The 17,190-nt window shown below is 70.6% G+C and carries 15 protein-coding genes; 7 read left to right on the top strand and 8 right to left on the bottom strand.

Features of this window, described 5'->3' with window-relative positions:
• Nucleotides 1-56: 56 nt before the first annotated feature.
• Together AB0H82_RS13785 and AB0H82_RS13780 are read left to right on the top strand one after the other, a co-directional pair.
• Nucleotides 57-1,793: a GAF domain-containing protein gene (locus tag AB0H82_RS13785; protein ID WP_362992151.1), complete on the top strand. Its 1,737-nt coding sequence runs from the start codon at nt 57-59 to the stop codon at nt 1,791-1,793.
• A gap of 163 nt (nt 1,794-1,956) precedes the next feature.
• Nucleotides 1,957-3,030 carry a M23 family metallopeptidase gene (locus AB0H82_RS13780; RefSeq protein ID WP_362992149.1) on the top strand — a complete coding sequence of 358 codons (1,074 nt, stop codon included), beginning with the start codon at nt 1,957-1,959 and terminating at the stop codon, nt 3,028-3,030.
• Here the strand turns inward: AB0H82_RS13780 and AB0H82_RS13775 are convergent.
• Nucleotides 3,027-3,953: a Cof-type HAD-IIB family hydrolase gene (locus tag AB0H82_RS13775; RefSeq protein ID WP_362992148.1), complete on the bottom strand. Its 927-nt coding sequence runs from the start codon at nt 3,951-3,953 to the stop codon at nt 3,027-3,029. The genes AB0H82_RS13780 and AB0H82_RS13775 overlap by 4 nt on opposite strands.
• Nucleotides 3,954-4,073: 120 nt before the next feature.
• Between AB0H82_RS13775 and AB0H82_RS13770 the strand changes: the two genes are divergently transcribed.
• Nucleotides 4,074-4,985 (top strand): LLM class flavin-dependent oxidoreductase, encoded by a 912-nt coding sequence (locus AB0H82_RS13770; RefSeq protein ID WP_362992146.1) that lies wholly within the window; start codon nt 4,074-4,076, stop codon nt 4,983-4,985.
• 125 nt (nt 4,986-5,110) lie between these two features.
• Here the strand turns inward: AB0H82_RS13770 and AB0H82_RS13765 are convergent, their stop codons facing one another.
• Genes AB0H82_RS13765 through AB0H82_RS13750 form a run of 4 tightly spaced genes read right to left on the bottom strand, consistent with a single transcriptional unit; the run spans nt 5,111 to nt 9,638 of the window.
• Nucleotides 5,111-6,046 carry a MerR family transcriptional regulator gene (locus tag AB0H82_RS13765; RefSeq protein WP_362992144.1) on the bottom strand — a complete coding sequence of 312 codons (936 nt, stop codon included), beginning with the start codon at nt 6,044-6,046 and terminating at the stop codon, nt 5,111-5,113.
• A gap of 48 nt (nt 6,047-6,094) precedes the next feature.
• Complete coding sequence (locus AB0H82_RS13760) at nt 6,095-7,000, bottom strand: metal-dependent hydrolase (protein WP_362992143.1); 906 nt, start codon at nt 6,998-7,000, stop codon at nt 6,095-6,097.
• Nucleotides 6,997-8,790 (bottom strand): SDR family oxidoreductase, encoded by a 1,794-nt coding sequence (locus AB0H82_RS13755; protein ID WP_362992141.1) that lies wholly within the window; start codon nt 8,788-8,790, stop codon nt 6,997-6,999. The genes AB0H82_RS13760 and AB0H82_RS13755 overlap by 4 nt, the downstream gene beginning before the upstream one ends.
• Nucleotides 8,787-9,638 carry a M24 family metallopeptidase gene (locus AB0H82_RS13750; protein WP_362992139.1) on the bottom strand — a complete coding sequence of 284 codons (852 nt, stop codon included), beginning with the start codon at nt 9,636-9,638 and terminating at the stop codon, nt 8,787-8,789. The genes AB0H82_RS13755 and AB0H82_RS13750 overlap by 4 nt, the downstream gene beginning before the upstream one ends.
• Before the next feature lie 260 nt (nt 9,639-9,898).
• On the opposite strand from AB0H82_RS13750, the gene AB0H82_RS13745 reads away from it, so the two are divergent.
• Genes AB0H82_RS13745 through AB0H82_RS13730 form a run of 4 tightly spaced genes read left to right on the top strand, consistent with a single transcriptional unit; the run spans nt 9,899 to nt 13,438 of the window.
• A complete protein-coding gene (locus AB0H82_RS13745) occupies nt 9,899-10,891 on the top strand; it encodes an ABC transporter ATP-binding protein (protein ID WP_362992226.1) in 993 nt (330 codons plus the stop codon).
• Nucleotides 10,881-11,798, top strand: a complete 918-nt coding sequence (locus AB0H82_RS13740) for an ABC transporter permease subunit (RefSeq protein WP_362992137.1) — start codon at nt 10,881-10,883, stop codon at nt 11,796-11,798. Before AB0H82_RS13745 ends, AB0H82_RS13740 begins: the two co-directional genes overlap by 11 nt.
• A complete protein-coding gene (locus AB0H82_RS13735; RefSeq protein WP_362992135.1) occupies nt 11,795-12,706 on the top strand; it encodes an ABC transporter ATP-binding protein in 912 nt (303 codons plus the stop codon). Before AB0H82_RS13740 ends, AB0H82_RS13735 begins: the two co-directional genes overlap by 4 nt.
• Before the next feature lie 12 nt (nt 12,707-12,718).
• The gene (locus AB0H82_RS13730; protein WP_362992133.1) at nt 12,719-13,438 is read left to right on the top strand and encodes an ABC transporter permease; all 720 of its coding nucleotides are present in this window, start codon (nt 12,719-12,721) and stop codon (nt 13,436-13,438) included.
• Nucleotides 13,439-13,486: 48 nt separating this feature from the next.
• On the opposite strand, the gene AB0H82_RS13725 is transcribed toward AB0H82_RS13730, so the two are convergent.
• The 3 genes from AB0H82_RS13725 to pheA all read right to left on the bottom strand — a co-directional run bounded on the left by AB0H82_RS13725 (nt 13,487) and on the right by pheA (nt 17,138).
• Entirely contained in the window at nt 13,487-14,311 is an 825-nt protein-coding gene (locus AB0H82_RS13725) for an HAD family hydrolase (protein WP_362992131.1), read from the bottom strand.
• Entirely contained in the window at nt 14,308-15,585 is a 1,278-nt protein-coding gene (gene serS, locus AB0H82_RS13720; protein WP_362992129.1) for a serine--tRNA ligase, read from the bottom strand. The genes AB0H82_RS13725 and serS overlap by 4 nt, the downstream gene beginning before the upstream one ends.
• A gap of 617 nt (nt 15,586-16,202) precedes the next feature.
• Nucleotides 16,203-17,138, bottom strand: a complete 936-nt coding sequence (gene pheA / locus AB0H82_RS13715; RefSeq protein WP_362992127.1) for a prephenate dehydratase — start codon at nt 17,136-17,138, stop codon at nt 16,203-16,205.
• Between the last annotated feature and the right edge of the window lie 52 nt (nt 17,139-17,190).

The raw sequence follows: 17,190 nt of genomic DNA, 5'->3' as shown, positions 1-17,190 counted from the left end.
CCGGCGCAGGTGACCTCGACTTTCCCCTGCAAATAGGACTTACTAGGCTCAAAGGCATGTCAGCACCCTCGGCCTCCGCCGACTCCCCGCTCCCCGACGGCACACCGGACTCGGTGCGGGCGGCGGCGCGGGCGACCCGCACCCTCCAAGGGCTCTCGCCCGAGCTGACGTCCCGGGTGCCGCAACTGCTCGAAGCCATGCGGTCGGTCGGCACCGGGCTGGAACTGCACACCACTCTGGACCGCATCTGCGAGACCGCCGCCGAGCTCGCGGACGCCCGCTACGCCGCGATCGGTGTCGTCGCCGAGGACGGCGAGGGACTCTCCGACTTCGTCTACCACGGCATCGACGAGGAGACCGCCGAGAGGATCGGGCACCTGCCCGACGGCCACAAAGGGCTGCTGGGCGCGCTCATCCACCAGCCGAGGACGCTGCGCCTGGCCGACCTCTCCGTAGACCCGCGCTCCTGCGGCTTCCCGCGCCACCACCCGCCGATGCGGACCTTCCTCGGCGTCCCCATCCGCGTCCAGGGCGAGATCTTCGGCAACCTCTATCTGACGGAGAAGCGGGACGGCGCCGAGTTCAACGACTACGACGTGCACATGGTCCGCGTACTCGCGACGGAGGCCGGCATCGCCATCGGGAACGCACGCCTCTACGAAGCCGCCAAGCAGCGCGAACGCTGGATCGACGGCTCCGTGGCGGTCACCACCGCCCTGCTGGCGGGCAGCGACGCGGAGGAGGCGCTCGCGGTCGTCGCGGAGCAGGCCAGGCACCTCGCGGACTCCGCCGCGGGCATCGTGCTGCTGCCCGACGAGGAGGGCGGCATGGAGATCGTCGCGGTCTCCTCGGACGAACCGACCGGGGCGCTCGGCATGGTCGTCCCTCCGGAGAGCCGCATCGTCGCCGACCTCCTCGAAGGGGAGTCCGTGTTCATCGACGACGCGGCGAGCGACCCACGCGTCATGACCGAACTCGCCCGCGCCTACGGCCCCGTCATGATGCTGCCGCTGCAGAGCGACGGCCGGGTCCTCGGGACGCTGGTGACGCCCCGCGCGCGGGGGGCACGTCCTTTCAGCGAGGCCGAGCGGACCCTCGCCACCCAGTTCGCCTCGCAGGCCGCGCTCGCGCTGATGATGGCCGAGGCCCAGCGGGACCGGGAGCGGCTCGCGGTCTACGAGGACCGCGACCGGATCGCCAGGGACCTGCACGACCTCGTCATCCAGCGCCTGTTCGCCACCGGGATGATGCTGGAGAGCGCCCAGCGCAGGTCGGTCGTCCCGGAGGTGCAGGTCGGCGTCGGCAGGGCGGTCGACGAACTGGACGTGACGATCCAGGAGATCCGCACGGCGATCTTCGCGCTCCAGCAGGGGCCCGCCGAAGCTCCGTCGGGGCTGCGCACCCGCGTCCTGCGCGAGATCAACATGGCCGCCGTCCCCCTCGGCTTCAAGCCCTCGCACCACTTCGTGGGGCCGGTCGACACGGTGGTCGGCGAACTGACCGGAAAGAACCTCATCGCCGCGCTGCGGGAAGCACTGTCCAACGCTTTCCGGCACGCCCACGCGGCCCGCATCGACGTCGTGGTCGACTCGACGGTGGTCCTCCCGGACGGGCAGCAGGGCGTACGCCTGACCGTCGCCGACGACGGCGTGGGCATCGCGAAGGGCGGTCGGCGCAGCGGCCTGAAGAACCTCAAGCGGCGCGCGGAGTCGCTCGGCGGCGACAGCTGGTACGGGCCGGGGATCGGTGAGGACGGCGGCGGTACGACGGTGGTGTGGGAGGCACCGTACTGACCGTGCGGGAAGGGTCTGTTCGGCGGTGGGGGGAGGGGCCTGTTCGGCGGACGCAGGGGGAGCCTGTTCGGCGGTATGCGCCTGGTCCGTACGGGGCACCGCGCCCCCCGACTGCACGAGTCGCGCAGGATCCGCGCCACCGGGGCGGGCAACGATCCGTGACATGTGTCCGAGCCGCCGGTGTCCCAGCCGCCGCCGTCGTCCGCACCCGCTCCTGCGGGTGCGGATGTTCTGCGTGCCGGTGCTGCTGTGCGCGCTGCTCGGGCCCGTGCCGCCCGTCGCGGCCTCCGAGGGACCGAGTGCGAGCGCCGACGTGGCACGGCTCTACGAAGAGGCCTCCACCGCGACCGCCCGCTACGAAGAGGGCCATCGGGCAGCACGCCTCCAGAAGGCGAAGGTCCGGAAACTGGACCGACTCCTCTCCAAGGAGCGGCGCCACGTGGCGGTGCTCCATGACGACCTCGGCAGGATGGCCAGAGCCCAGTACCGCACCGGCGGAGGTCTCCCCTACACGGCGCAGCTGCTCCTCGCCGACAGCCCCGACGCCGTGATGCGCGGCAGGCGCGCCCTGTGGCACGCCGACCTTGCCGTCAACAGCGCCGTCACCAAGACCCGGCGGGCGGTGGCCGGTCTCGCCGCCGCCAAGGGCAGGGCGGACCGTGCCAGGCGCTCGTGGGTTCGGCGCACCGCACGCCTGGCGAAGCTGAAGCGCGGCATCGAGCGGAAGCTGGAGACGGCGCGGTGGAGCCTCCAGGGCGAGGCCGACCGGTCGGTCGCGGCGGGGAAGTGCCGCGGTGCCGTACGTCTGCACCAGCGGAGAAAGCCCGCCACGCGCGCGTGGGTCACGCCCGTGGAGACGTACGAACTCTCCGCGGGATTCGACAGCGTCGGCGGCCGCTGGGCCGGCCGGCACACCGGGCAGGACTTCGCGGTCGGCATCGGGGCGCCCGTGCGGTCGGTGGGGGCGGGCCGGGTGGAGAGCGTGTCGTGCGGCGGGGGCTTCGGCATCGAGGTCGTGGTGCGGCACAAGGGCGGGTACTTCACGCAGTACGCGCACCTCGCGGCCGTCACCGTCGACCAGGGGGACCGCGTGCGCGCCGGCCAGTGGGTCGGCCAGGCCGGCACGACCGGCAACTCGACCGGGCCGCATCTGCACTTCGAGACGCGGCTCACGCCGCACCTGGGCTCGGGGGTCGACCCGCGGAAGTGGCTGGCCCGGCGCGGCGTCAGGCTCTAGCGGTCCGCCAGGATCTGCTCGATCACGACAGCGACACCGTCGTCGTTGTTGGCGACCGTGCGCCCGGAGGCCGCGGCGATGACGTCCGGGTGGGCGTTGCCCATCGCGTACGACGTGCCCGCCCACGCGAGCATCTCGATGTCGTTGGGCATGTCTCCGAAGGCGACGACTTCCGCCGGGGTGATGCCGCGCTCGGCACAGCACAGCTCCAGGGTGCTTGCCTTGGAGACCCCGGGGCCGCTGATCTCCAGGAGGGCGCTCGGGCTGGAACGGGTGACCGTGGCCCGGTCGCCGATGGCCGCGCGGGCGAGCACCAGGAACTCGTCCGGGGCGAGGCCGGGGTGGAAGGCGAGGACCTTCAGGACGGGCTGCACGGCGACGGCGGAGTCCGCCAGGGTCTCGGCCAGCAGTTTCTCGGCGGGCGCGACGCTTTCACCCGGCTCCATGTGCAGCGGCGGATAAGTCTCCTCGTGGTGGAGCCCCCCGGTCCGCTCGATCGCGAAGGACGTGCTCGGTGCCGCGGCGCGCAGTCTGCGGACGACGTCGAGGGCGCACTCCCGTGCCAGCTCGCGGATCTTGACGAAGCTGTGGGTGCCGGGGCCGCCGTGCAGGTCGACCACCGCGGCGCCGTTGCCGCAGATGGCGAGGCCGTGACCGTGGACATGGGCGCTGACGACGTCCATCCAGCGGGCCGGGCGGCCGGTCACGAAGAAGACCTCGATGCCCGCCTCCTCGGCGGCCGCGAGCGCGGCGACCGTACGGTCCGAAACTGTCTTGTCGTCGCGGAGCAGGGTGCCGTCCAGGTCCGTCGCGATCAGCCGGGGCCGTGGTCGCGGCGCGGCCGGGCCGCCGACTGCGGGTGCGGTGGAAGCCGGGATCTGGGGCCCTGGGGTAGCTGAGGTCACCCGTCGATTGTCCCGCATATGCGCGCACGGCCGTGCGGTGGGGCGCACATTTGAGTGCTCCGGGTGCGGCCCGGCGGGCCGCTCAGGCCGTAGCCCGCCCGCCTCGGGCCCTGTCCGCCCCGCCGTAAGCTCTGAGGCATGAGTTTGCGCCTGAGCACCGTGATTCTTCCCGTACGACGCTGGCAGGAGGGCGGCCGCGACCAGTGGATGCGGGCCGAGGAGCTCGGCTTCCACGCCGCGTACACGTACGACCACCTGGCCTGGCGCACCTTCCGCGACGGCCCGTGGTTCGGCGCGGTGCCCACCCTGACCGCCGCCGCGACGGCCACCGAGCGGCTGCGCCTGGGCACGCTCGTCACGTCGCCCAACTTCCGGCACCCGGTGACCCTCGCCAAGGAACTCATCTCGCTCGACGACATCTCCGGCGGCCGGATCACGCTCGGCATCGGCGCCGGTGGCAACGGGTTCGACGCCACGACGCTGCTGAAGAGCGGTGAGGAGCCCTGGACGCCGCGTGAGCGCGCCGACAGGTTCGGCGAGTTCGTGCCGCTGCTCGACCGGCTGCTGACCGAGGACTCGGTGACGTACGAGGGCACCTTCTACTCGGCGCGGGAGGCCCGCGACATCCCGGGCTGCGTGCAGCGGCCGAGGCTGCCCTTCGCCGTCGCGGCCACCGGCCCGCGCGGTCTGAAGCTCGCGGCCCGGCACGGGCAGGCGTGGGTGACCACGGGGGACCCGAAGCTCTTCGAGTCCGGCACTCCCGAGCAGTCCCGGGAGGCGATCCGGAACCAGGTCGACAAGCTCGGCAAGGCCTGCGCGGACATCGGCCGGGACGTGGCCGAACTGGACAAGATCCTGCTGACCGGCTTCACCCCCGACCGCAACCGCCCGCTGGAGTCCCTCGACGCCTTCGTGGACTTCGCAGGCCGCCACCAGGAGCTCGGCTTCACGGAGCTCGCGATCCACTGGCCGATCCCCGGCTCCGACTTCGCCGCGGACCAGGCCGTGTTCGAGCGGATCGCCACGGAGGCTGTCCGCCAGCTCGGCTGACGGCGATCAGTTTCCCGCGCACTCGATCTCCGGCCACCAGCTTTTCACCGAGGGATTCAGGCCCGAAGGTTTGATCCACAGCCAAGTCGGGTTATCCACAGGCCAGTTGGTAATTCTGTGGACAACTAGTGGGCGGTGGGCGGCATTTGAGCAACATGCCCGACTTTCGGACCAGTTGAGGCAAGTGCGTCCAACGTCCTTGTCTGAACCTCCCTTTCGGTGGCCGCCGCGATGAACGCCGCCGCGTGCTCCTCGCCAACCAGGGCCTGCACGGCCCGCATTGTGGCGCCGGGCACCGGCACCAGCTGGGGCTCGTCCGCCTGCGGCGTCGGCTCGTCGGGGTCGAGGTGCTGGCGAAGGTGCCGGGTCGCGAACAGGCGCATCGCGCGCGCCAGTTCGGCGTCGACCGACTGCTGGGCGAGCGGCCTGAGCCTGCGCACGAGCTCCGCGGCCTCGGCCGCATCCGCCTCGGTCGGCGGATGATTTCCGAGATAGCGGGCGAAGACGTGCTCCGTCGTGAACTCCAGGAAACGGGATGCTATGTGCTCGACCTGCACCCTCAACTCCCGCAAATGGCCCGAAATCGCCGTCAACGGAACGCCCGCGGCATGCAACTCGACGGCGACCGCCAGCTCTTGAGGGCTCGGCACCAGGAACTCGTCCTCGCACCCCGGCATCGGTTCCAGCACGCCGAGGGCGACCGCGTCGGCCACCGCCGCCTCGTCCGAAGTACCGCCGAAGGCCGCGTCGAGCTCCGCACGGGTGATCCGGTCGGCCTTCTCGTCCGTCCACGGCCCGTCGACCTCCACGGCGAGGCCAAGCACACCGCCGAGGCCCCGCCCCGCGTCCCAGGCCTCCAGGAGCTCCTTGATGGAGGCCAGGGTGTACCCGCGGTCGAGCAGGTCCGCGATCTGCCGCAGCCGTGCCAGGTGCGGGTCCCCGTACACATTGGACCGGCCGCGTCGCTCCGGGCGGGGAAGCAGCCCCCGGTCCTGATAGGCGCGGATCGTGCGGACCGTCGCCCCGCTGTGGTGCGCCAGGTCCTCGATGCGGTACTCCACGCTGCCCGTCCTCCGTGATGACTCTTGCCGGGGCCCGCGACGGGACCGCTAGGCAGTGGCTGTCCGGCCGATCGCGCCCGCCGCCGCCCGTGCCGCGGGCGACTGCGCCAGATACTCGACGGCCTTGCGCAACGAGCCTTCCTGCGACGGATGGTACGACCGCCGCAGGTAGCGGGGTACGGCCGTGCCGATCTCGCGCCAGGTGGGCAGCAGGCCCTTGCGGACCGCCCTGTTGTGCTCGGCCAGTGAATACCGCAGGCCCGCGAGTTGAGGGTCGTGACGGATCAGATAGGCCGTGCCCCAGATCCACAGGTACAGCATCACGGGCGCCGTGACCGTCATGCCCGCGACCCGGCGGGCATACCGGGGCAGGCCCCGCCCGCCGCAGTGCTGGAACATGTCGAAGGCCACCGCCCGGTGCTCCACCTCCTCCGCGCCGTGCCAGCGCAGCAGGTCGAGCATCACCTCGTCGGACCCGGCGCGGTCGAGGCCTTCCGCGTGCAGGACCCAGTTCCCCAGGACTGCCGTGAACTGCTCGATCGCGGCGATGATCGACAGCCTGAACCGCAGCCACTCGCGGGTTGATACCGGAACCCCCAACGGCTGCCTCTCGCCGAGGAGTTTCTCGAAGAGGAAGTCGACGTACCGGGTGAAGTCGGCGGTGTCGAGGTGCTGCGCCGCCAGGTGGTCGAGCACGTGCGCGTGCTGCACGCTGTGCGTGGCCTCCTGACCCATGAACCCCTTGACGTCCCCCCGCAGCACCGGGTCGGTGATCAGTGGCAGGCCTTCCTTGAAGACCTTCACGAACCACCGCTCCCCCGCGGGGAGCAGCAGATGCAGGACGTTGATGACGTGGGTGGCCGTCGGCTCGTCCGGTATCCAGTGCAGTGGTGTCCCGTCCCAGTCGAACGAGACCCGGCGCGGAACGATCGTGTAGTGCTCCTCCGTGCTCACAGCGGCGGCTCCAATCGGGCTATCGCACGCAGGGCCTTGGGGCTGAGGCGGGACATGAAGCGGGCGCCGCGGGCCTCGGGGGTGACCGGAACCACCGCCTGGTTCTTGACGACGGCGTGCAGGACCGCGTCGGCGACCTTCTCCGGCGGGTAGTTGCGCAGGCCGTACAGCCGGGCGGACCTCTTCTGGCGGCGCTTCTCCTCGTCGGCGCCGACGCCGACGAAGCGGGACGTCGTCGTGATGTTCGTGTTCACGAAGCCCGGGCAGATCGCGGAGACACCGATGCCCTGGTCGGCGAGTTCCGCGCGCAGGCACTCGCTGAGCATCAGGACCGCCGCCTTGGAGGTGCTGTAGGCGGGCAGGGTCTTGGAGGGCTGGTACGCCGCCGCCGACGCGGTATTGACTATGTGGCCGCCCTGGCCGCGCTCGGCCATCTGCTTGCCGAAGAGCCGGCAGCCGTGGATCACCCCCCACAGGTTGACGTCGAGGACCTTCTTCCAGTCCTCGGCCGTGGTGTCGAGGAAGGAGCCGGCGAGCCCGATACCGGCGTTGTTCACCAGGACGTCCACCACGCCGTACTCCGTGGCGACCCGCTCGGCGAGCTTCTCCATGGCCTGCTCGTCGGAGACGTCGACCGTCTCTCCCCAGGCGTCCGGGGCGCCTATCAGGCGGGACATCTCCGCGGTGCGTGCCGCGCTCTCCGCGTCCCGGTCGACGGCCACCACGCGGGCGCCCGCCTCGGCGAACGCGAAGGCGGTGGCCCGCCCGATGCCGCTGCCCGCCCCGGTGATCAGGACGAGTCGGCCGGCGAACCGGTCGGCGTACTTCCCGGTGGCCGCGCTGCCCTTGGCGGGCACGCCGTCCTCGTTCGCCGTGACGAAGTCGCCGATCCAGGCCGACAGCTGGTCGGGGCGGGTGCGCGGCACCCAGTGCTTGGCCGTCAGGGTGCGGCGGACCAGCTGCGGGGCCCACAGCTCCAGCTCGTCGTAGAGCCGCTCGGAGAGGAAGGCATCTTCGGAGGGCGTGATGAGCTGCACGGGCGCGTGCGCGTACGCGTCGGAGCGGGGCCTGCGCAGCCTCGCGCGGATGTTGTCGCGGTAGAGCCAGGCGCCGTGCGCGGCGTCCTGGGGCAGCGACGGCGTCGGATAGTCTCCCGCCGGGAGCTTCTCGACGCGCTGGAGGATCTTCGGCCACTGCTTGCCGAGCGGGCCGCGCCAGGCGAGCTCGGGGAGCACGGGGGTGTGCAGCATGTACACGTACCAGGACTTGGCGCCCTGGCCGAGCAGCTGGCCCACCTTGCGGGGCGTGGGCCTGGACATGCGGTTCTTGATCCAGTGGCCGAAGTGGTCGAGCGACGGGCCCGACATCGACGTGAACGACGCGATGCGGCCCTCCGTCCGCTTGACCGTGACGAACTCCCAGGACTGCACCGAACCCCAGTCGTGCCCGACCACGTGCACCGGCTTGGCCGGGCTGACCGCGTCGATGACCGCCACGAAGTCGTCGGTCAGCTTCTCCAGGGTGAAGCCGCCGCGCAGCGGCCGCGGCGCGGTCGACCTGCCGTGTCCGCGGACGTCGTACAGCACGACGTGGAAGCGGTCCGCGAGGCGCTCGGCGACCTCGGACCACACCTCCTTGGAGTCCGGATAGCCGTGCACCAGCAGGACCGTGGGCCGGTCGGGGTCGCCGAGCTCGGCGACGCACAGCTCCACCCCGCCCGTGCGCACCCAGCGCTCGCGTGCGTCCCGCAGGCCCGTGCCGGTGCCCTTGGCGATGTCTCCCGTCGTCATGCGGCGGCCCTCTCCTCAGCCCAGCGCCGCACATGCGGCAGGTCGTCGTCCAGCCAGAACGCGCTCTGTTCGGGATCCTTGGAGTCGGTGACGACCAGGATCTCCTCGAACTTCGCGCCCGTACCCCTGAAACCGAGGTGCGGTTCGACCGCCCAGAGCCCCTTCCGGGGCGGGTGGTCGGAGAATTTGTAGGGCGACCACAGCGGGGACCAGCCGTCCCGGTGGCCGCGCAGGGCGTCGCTCGCCAGTCCCTTCAGCGACTGTGTGCCGAACCCGAAGAGGTGCGGGGTGAGCCGGCGCTCCTTCACGCGGTCGACCTTGTGCGCGATGACGCCGAAGGGATAGGCGCGATGGCGGTTGGCATAGCCCTGGCGGACCATGAGCCGGTCCACGTCCTCATAGATCTCCCGCAGCGGGCGGCGCTCGCGCACCTCGCGCAGGATCAGCTCGCGGTGCGCCTCCAGATCGGCGAGGAGCTTGTCGTGCACGGGGTTGAGACCGAGGCATCCGGAATAGCCGATGTCGGCCGTGAATCCCTTGTACACCGGGGCCATGTCGAGGATGAACGGCATCCCCGGCTCCAGCTTGCGGTTGGTCGGGAAGAACTGCAGCGGCACCCGGAAGTTCACGAACGCCGTGCGGTCCCCGAACCAGGCGAACGGCAGGTGGAACCAGTCCCGCACACCCCGCTCGCGCAGCCACTCGCGCTGCATCCGCGCGGCCTCGCGCTCCGTCACACCCGGCCTGAGCTGTGCCGCGACCGCCTCCGCGCAGGCGTACGCGAGGGTCTGCACTTCCCTGAACCCCCGCAGCTCCGCGGAGAGTTCACCTGCCACTGCTGAGGTCATGCCACCGTCCGTCCCGAGTCCGGTCCACCCGTGTCCGGTCCATCGCCGTACGCGGTCGTAACTTGACACTGACGAATGTGACAATGCCCGGCGGCTACGTCAATAGTTCTGCCCGACCCTGCGGGACAGGTCCGGGAGATCCCCCAGGGGGCGACTTCCGGACGACCCCTACGGGCCCGTAATACTCCAGAGTGAGGGCAGGGCAGGCCCATGGTCTGACGCGCCGGTGTGGTCTGCGCCACTACCGTCGAAACGTGACTGTGATCGCGACCGAAAGCCTGAGCAAGCGGTTCCCGAGGGTGACCGCGCTTGACCGGCTCTCCATGGACATCGGGCCCGGTGTGACCGGACTCGTCGGAGCCAATGGAGCCGGCAAGTCCACACTGATCAAGATCCTGCTGGGTCTGTCCCCCGCCACGGAGGGCCGGGCCGCCGTGCTCGGCCTCGACGTCGCCACCCGCGGCGGCGAGATCCGCGAGCGCGTCGGGTACATGCCGGAGCACGACTGCCTGCCGCCCGACGTCTCGGCCACCGAGTTCGTCGTCCACATGGCGCGCATGTCGGGCCTCCCGCCCGCCGCGGCCCGCGAGCGCACCGCGGACACCCTGCGCCACGTCGGGCTCTACGAAGAGCGGTACCGCCCCATGGGCGGCTACTCGACCGGCATGAAGCAGCGGGTGAAGCTCGCCCAGGCCCTCGTCCACGACCCCCGTCTCGTCTTCCTGGACGAGCCGACGAACGGCCTCGACCCGGTCGGCCGCGACGAGATGCTCGCCCTGATCCGCCGCGTCCACACCGACTTCGGCATCTCGGTCCTGGTGACCTCGCACCTGCTCGGCGAGCTGGAGCGCACCTGCGACCACGTCGTCGTCATCGACGGCGGCAAGCTCCTGCGGTCCAGCTCCACCACCGACTTCACCCAGACCACCACGACGCTCGCCGTCGAGGTCACGGACAGCGACGAACACCCCGACGGCACCCGGGCGTTGCGGGACGCGCTGCGGGCCCGCGACATCGGCACGGAGACCGGCGGCGAACTGCCCGGCGCGGGACACACGATCCTGCTCACCGCGGAGGGCGAGGAGACGTACGACATCGTGCGCGACCTCGTCGCCGACCTCGGCCTCGGCCTGATCCGCATGGAACAGCGCAGGCACCACATCGCGGAGGTCTTCAAGGACCAGGACGCGTCCCGGCCGGAGCCCGTCGCCGCGGCCGCCCAGCAGACAGGAGGCCGGCGCGATGAGCACTGAGTCCACCCGCATCCCCGATCCCGCCCGGGCTTCCGAGTCCACCCGGATCCACAACATCGGCTACCGGAACTACGAAGGACCGCGCCTCGGCCGCGCCTACGCCCGCCGCTCGCTCTTCTCCCAGAGCCTGCGCGGCGCCTACGGCCTCGGACGCTCCGCCAAGTCCAAGGTCCTGCCGATGATCCTCTTCGCGGTGATGTGCCTGCCCGCGGCGATCATGGTGGCGGTCGCCGTGGCCACCAAGGCCAAGGACCTCCCCCTCGACTACACGCGCTACGCGATCGTGCTGCAGGCCGTCATCAGTCTCTTCCTGGCCGCCCAGGCCCCGCAGACCGTGTCCCGGGACCTGCGCTTCAAAACCGTGCCGCTCTACTTCTCCCGGCCCATCGAGCGCGGTGACTACGTAGTGGCGAAGTTCGCCGCGATGACCTCGGCCCTCTTCGTCCTCACGGCTGCCCCCCTCCTCGTGCTCTACGTAGGGGCGCTGCTCGCCAAGCTCGACTTCGCCGACCAGAGCAAGGGATTCGCCCAGGGACTCGTCTCCGTGGCGCTGCTCTCCCTGCTCTTCTCCGGCATCGCACTCGTCATCTCGGCGGTCACTCCCCGCCGCGGCTTCGGCATCGCCGCCGTCATCGCCGTCCTGACCATCACCTACGGCGCGGTGTCGACCGTGCAGGCGATCGCCTACGAACAGGGCAGCTACGACGCCATCGCCTGGCTCGGACTCTTCTCGCCGATCACGCTCATCGACGGCGTGCAGACCGCCTTCCTCGGCGCGACGTCCGCCTTCCCCGGAGGGAACGGCCCCTCGTCCGGCGTCGGCATTGTCTACGTAGTCGTCGTCCTCGGCCTCATCGCGGGCTGCTACGGCGCCCTGATGCGCCGCTACCGAAAGGTCGGGCTGTGAGCACGATCAACATCGACCACACCTCCCGCTGGTTCGGGAACGTGGTGGCGGTCAACGACATCACCATGAACATCGGCCCCGGCGTCACCGGACTCCTCGGTCCGAACGGCGCGGGCAAGTCGACCCTCATCAACATGATGGGCGGCTTCCTGGCCCCCTCCACAGGCAGCGTCACCCTCGACGACCGGCCGATCTGGCGGAACGAACAGAGCTACAAGAACATCGGCATCGTCCCCGAGCGCGAGGGCATGTACGACTTCCTCACGGGCCGCGAATTCGTCGTCGCCAACGCCGAACTGCACGGACTGGACGAGCGGGCCGCGAAGAAGGCGCTGGCCACGGTCGAGATGGAGTACGCGCAGGACCGGAAGATCTCCACGTACTCCAAGGGCATGCGCCAGCGCGTGAAGATGGCCTCCGCCCTCGTCCACGACCCGGCCGTACTGCTGCTCGACGAGCCCTTCAACGGCATGGACCCGCGCCAGCGCATGCAGCTGATGGAGCTCCTGCGGGCCATGGGGGACGAGGGCCGCACGGTCCTGTTCTCCTCGCACATCCTCGAAGAGGTCGAGCAACTGGCCTCGCACATCGAGGTGATCGTCGCCGGACGGCACGCGGCGAGCGGTGACTTCCGCCGCATCCGCCGGCTGATGACCGACCGGCCCCACCGCTATCTGGTCCGCTCCAGCGACGACCGTGCGCTGGCCGCCGCGCTGATCGCCGATCCCTCGACGGCCGGCATCGAAGTCGACCTCAAGGAGGGCGCGTTGCGCATTCAGGCGGTCGACTTCGGCCGGTTCACGACGCTGCTGCCCCGGGTCGCCCGCGAGCACGGCATCCGGCTCCTGACGGTCTCGCCCTCGGACGAATCCCTTGAGTCGGTCTTCTCCTACCTCGTCGCGGCCTGAAAGGGAGCCATCGTGTACAACCCCACAGTCGCCCGGCTCACCTACCGGGCCCTGCTCGGCCGCCGCCGGGCTCTGATCCTCTTCGCCCTGCCCGTCCTGCTGATCGTCATCTCCGCCGCCGTACGCGGCTTCAGCGGTGCCGACGACCAAGTGGCCGTCGACGTCCTGGGCGGCTTCGCGCTCGCCACCATGGTGCCGATCATCGGCGTCATCGCGGGCACGGGCGCCATCGGCCCGGAGATCGACGACGGATCGGTCGTCTACCTGCTCTCCAAGCCGGTCGGGCGCCCCACGATCATCTTCACCAAGCTGATCGTCGCCATCGCCGTGACCATGGCGTTCTCCGCGATCCCCACCTTCATCTCGGGGATGATCCTGAACGGCAACGGCCAGCAGATCGCCATCGCCTACACCGTCGCGGCGCTGGTCGCCTCCATCACGTACGCCGCGATCTTCCTGCTGCTCGGCACGGTCACCCGGCACGCCGTGGTCTTCGGGCTCGTCTACGCCCTGGTGTGGGAGGCCCTCTTCGGGTCGCTGGTCTCCGGGGCCCGCACGCTCAGCGTGCAGCAGTGGTCCCTCGCCGTGGCCCAGAAGGTCGGCGACGGCGACCTGATCACCTCGGACGTCGGCCTGCCGGCCGCGGCGGTCCTGCTGGTCGCGGTCACCGCGCTCGCCACCTGGTACGCGGGACAGAAGCTCAGGTCGCTGACGCTGGCCGGGGAGGAGTAGGCAGGGCGGGCGCCCCGGGCGGGACCCGGGGCGCGGTCACGGGCCGCGTCAGCCGAGGAGGCGCTCCAGCACCACCGCGATGCCGTCCGCCTCGTTCGACGTCGTCACCTCGTCCGCCACCGCCTTGAGCTCGTCATGGGCGTTGGCCATGGCGACGCCGTGAGCGGACCAGGCGAACATCGGGATGTCGTTCGGCATGTCGCCGAAGGCGATCGTGTCCACGGCCTTCGCACCCAGTCGGCGCGCCGCCAGGGAGAGGCCCGTGGCCTTGGAGAGGCCGAGGGGCAAGAGCTCGACGATGCCCTCGCCCGCCATGGTCACGCCGACCAGGTCGCCCGCGACCTTGCGCGCCACCTCGGCGAGCGCGTCGTCGCTCAGGCCGGGGTGCTGGATGTAGACCTTGTTCAGCGGAGCGGACCACAGGTCGGCGACGTCCGTGAAGGGGACGGCCGGGAGCGGGCCGTCCTGGACCGCGTACCCCGGGCCGACGATGACCTCGCCGTCGAGGCCGTCGCGGCTCGCCGCGAGGGCGAGCGGCCCGATCTCCGCCTCGATCTTGGCGAGCGCCAGGCCCGCAAGCTGCCGGTCGAGCGTTACCGAGGTGAGCAGGCGGTGCTCTCCCGCGTGGTAGACCTGCGCGCCCTGGCCGCACACCGCGAGGCCGTCGTAGCCGAGGTCGTCGAGGATGTGGCGGGTCCAGGGCACCGCACGGCCGGTGACGATGATGTGCGCCGCGCCCGCCGCGGTGGCCGCGGTGAGCGCCTGGCGCGTCCGTTCCGAAACCGTGTCGTCGGGGCGCAGCAGCGTCCCGTCGAGGTCGGTCGCGACCAGCTTGTACGGGAAGGCGGGCGTGACCGGAGCAGGGTGGCTCACTTGGCGATGGGCTCCAGGATCTCTCGTCCCCCGAGGTACGGGCGGAGCACCTCGGGCACCACCACGGAGCCGTCGGCCTGCTGGTGGTTCTCCAGGAGGGCCACGATGGTGCGCGGGACGGCGCACAGCGTGCCGTTCAGCGTCGCGAGCGGCTGGATCTTCTTGCCGTCACGCATGCGCACCGAGAGGCGGCGGGCCTGGAAGCCGTCGCAGTTGGAGGCCGAGGTCAGCTCGCGGTACTTGCCCTGGGTGGGGATCCAGGCCTCGCAGTCGAACTTGCGGGAGGCCGAGGCGCCGAGGTCGCCCGTCGCCACGTCGATCACCTGGAAGGGCAGGCCGAGGCCGGTCAGCCACTGCTTCTCCCACTCCAGGAGGCGCTTGTGCTCGTTCTCCGCGTCGTCCGGGTCGACGTACGAGAACATCTCGACCTTGTCGAACTGGTGGACGCGGAAGATGCCGCGGGTGTCCTTGCCGTACGTGCCGGCCTCGCGGCGGAAGCAGGGCGAGAAGCCCGCGTACCGCAAGGGGAGCTTGTCGGCGTCGATGATCTCGTCCATGTGGTAGCCGGCGAGCGCGACCTCGGAGGTGCCGACCAGGTAGTAGTCGTCCTTCTCCAGGTGGTACACGTTCTCCGCGGCCTGGCCGAGGAAGCCGGTGCCCTCCATGGCGCGCGGGCGGACCAGGGCGGGCGTCAGCATCGGGATGAACCCGGCCTCGGTGGCCTGCGCGATCGCGGCGTTCACCAGGGCGAGCTCCAGCAGGGCGCCGACACCGGTGAGGTAGTAGAAGCGCGAGCCGGAGACCTTCGCGCCGCGCTCGACGTCGATGGCGCCGAGCGCCTCGCCGAGCTCCAGGTGGTCCTTCGGCTCGAAGCCCTCGGCCGCGAAGTCGCGGGGGGTGCCGATCGTGTCGAGGACGACGAAGTCCTCCTCGCCGCCGACCGGGACGTCCGGGTGGACGAGGTTGCCCAGCTGCCCCAGGAGGCGCTTGGTCTCCTCGTCGGCCTCGTGCTGGGCGGCGTCGGCGGCCTTGACCGCGGCGGAGAGCTCGCCCGCCTTCTTCAGGAGCTCCTGCTTCTCCTCGGGCGCGGCCTTGGGGATCAGCTTGCCGAGCGCCTTCTGCTCGGAGCGGAGCTCGTCGAAGCGGAGGCCGGACGACCTGCGGCGCTCGTCGGCGGAGAGCAGGGCGTCGACAAGCGCGACGTCCTCTCCACGGGCGCGCTGGGAGGCGCGAACACGGTCGGGGTCCTCACGGAGCAGGCGAAGGTCAATCACCCCTCAAGGCTACCGTTGCGTGCTTCCGGCCAACGACTCCATATTCCATTGTGTACGTTATGCCCGGTTTGCCGGAATGTGAATTTCCGGTTCGAGGCGGCCGGAAAAGCTCCGTCCCGAGCGGGCCGACCCCCGGTCAATAAAAAGGGCACTATTCCCCGAAAGGGGGCAGAGCGCGTCCACGGCCTTGACCGGAACCCCTTGTGGGAGGCGGGACTTGGGCCGCCCCTCCACCGTGGTTGTCCACAGGAACCAGCCCTTCCGGACGGTTATCCACAGGGTGTGCGAAAGATCTGTGGACGCCGGGAGGGGCCGTTTTCAAAGGGCTTCACGCGTCCAGGGAATCCCTTCCCAAACCACCCGCACACCCTCTTTCGAGTGGAAATGCCTCGCTCTAAAGAGTTGATCAATAGAAAAGAGTGGACGAGGGGTGACGTGCGGGCCTGTGGACGGACTTGGGGGCTGTGAGCCGATTTGTCGACCATGTCGCGCTTCGTTGTCGACTTGTCCCCAGGTCGAGACGCGTGCCTGTGGATAACTTCTGTGGACAACGTAAATCTGCAGGTAGGACCGCAGGAAGGGATGCCGAGACGCCCCGGAAACCGGCGTGGGGCTGGCTAGAAACGGCCGTCCTGGCAGTGCGCCAGCCAGTCCGACGCCGCGATGAACTCGCTGTCCGTCGTGCCGGGCCGCAGCGCCCTGACGTCCTCTGTCGACACTCCGGCCCGCGGATACGAGCCGAGGAAGCGCACCTGCGGGCAGATCCGCTTGAGCCCCATCAGGGCCTCGCCGACCCGGCGATCCGTGATGTGCCCCTCGGCGTCCACCGAGAAGCAGTAGTTGCCGATTCCCTGGCCCGTCGGCCGTGACTCGATGCGCATGAGGTTGACGCCCCGCACGGCGAACTCCTGGAGGAGTTCGAGCAGGGCACCGGGGTGGTCGTCGCCCAGCCAGATGACGACGGAGGTCTTGTCGGCGCCCGTCGGCGCGGCGGGGCGGGCCGGGCGGCCGACCAGCACGAAGCGGGTCTCGGCGTTCGCCGCGTCGTGGATCTCGCTGACCAGCGGTTCCAGGCCGTACGTCGCCGCCGCGAACTCACCCGCGAAGGCCGCGTCGAAGCGGCCCTCCTGGACCAGCCGGGCGCCGTCCGCGTTCGACGCCGCCGACTCCCACAGGGCGTCGGGCAGGTGCGCGGCCAGCCAGTTGCGGACCTGCGGCTGCGCCACGGGGTGGCCCGTCACCGTCTTGATGTCCTTGAGCTTCGTGCCGGGGCGGACGAGCAGCGCGAAGGCGATCGGCAGCACGACCTCGCGGTAGATCATCAGCGGGTCGCCCTTGGCGAGTTCGTCGACGGTGGTGGTGACGCCGCCCTCGACCGAGTTCTCGATCGGCACCAGCGCCGCCGCCGCCTCGCCGCCGCGGACCGCGTCCAGCGCGGCGGGCACGGAGACCATCGGGACGAGCTCCCGGGCGGCCGCCTCGGGCAGTGTGCGGAGAGCCGCCTCGGTGAAGGTGCCTTCGGGGCCCAGGTACGTATAGCGCGTGGCCGACATACCGTCACCCTAATGGGCCCGACGTGGCGCGGCTCACGCGTCTCACAGAGCG

This window comes from Streptomyces sp. NPDC050732, assembly GCF_040654255.1.
Lineage (GTDB): Bacteria > Actinomycetota > Actinomycetes > Streptomycetales > Streptomycetaceae > Streptomyces.
This window is presented reverse-complemented; position numbering and strand designations above follow the sequence as displayed.

Coding starts and splice junctions, on each gene's coding strand:
- AB0H82_RS13785 (WP_362992151.1), top strand. CDS start 57: ATGTCAGCACCCTCGGCCTCCGCCGACTCCCCGCTCCCCGACGGCACA.
- AB0H82_RS13780 (WP_362992149.1), top strand. CDS start 1,957: ATGTGTCCGAGCCGCCGGTGTCCCAGCCGCCGCCGTCGTCCGCACCCG.
- AB0H82_RS13775 (WP_362992148.1), bottom strand. CDS start 3,953: ATGCGGGACAATCGACGGGTGACCTCAGCTACCCCAGGGCCCCAGATC.
- AB0H82_RS13770 (WP_362992146.1), top strand. CDS start 4,074: ATGAGTTTGCGCCTGAGCACCGTGATTCTTCCCGTACGACGCTGGCAG.
- AB0H82_RS13755 (WP_362992141.1), bottom strand. CDS start 8,790: ATGACGACGGGAGACATCGCCAAGGGCACCGGCACGGGCCTGCGGGAC.
- AB0H82_RS13750 (WP_362992139.1), bottom strand. CDS start 9,638: ATGACCTCAGCAGTGGCAGGTGAACTCTCCGCGGAGCTGCGGGGGTTC.
- AB0H82_RS13740 (WP_362992137.1), top strand. CDS start 10,881: ATGAGCACTGAGTCCACCCGCATCCCCGATCCCGCCCGGGCTTCCGAG.
- pheA (WP_362992127.1), bottom strand. CDS start 17,138: ATGTCGGCCACGCGCTATACGTACCTGGGCCCCGAAGGCACCTTCACC.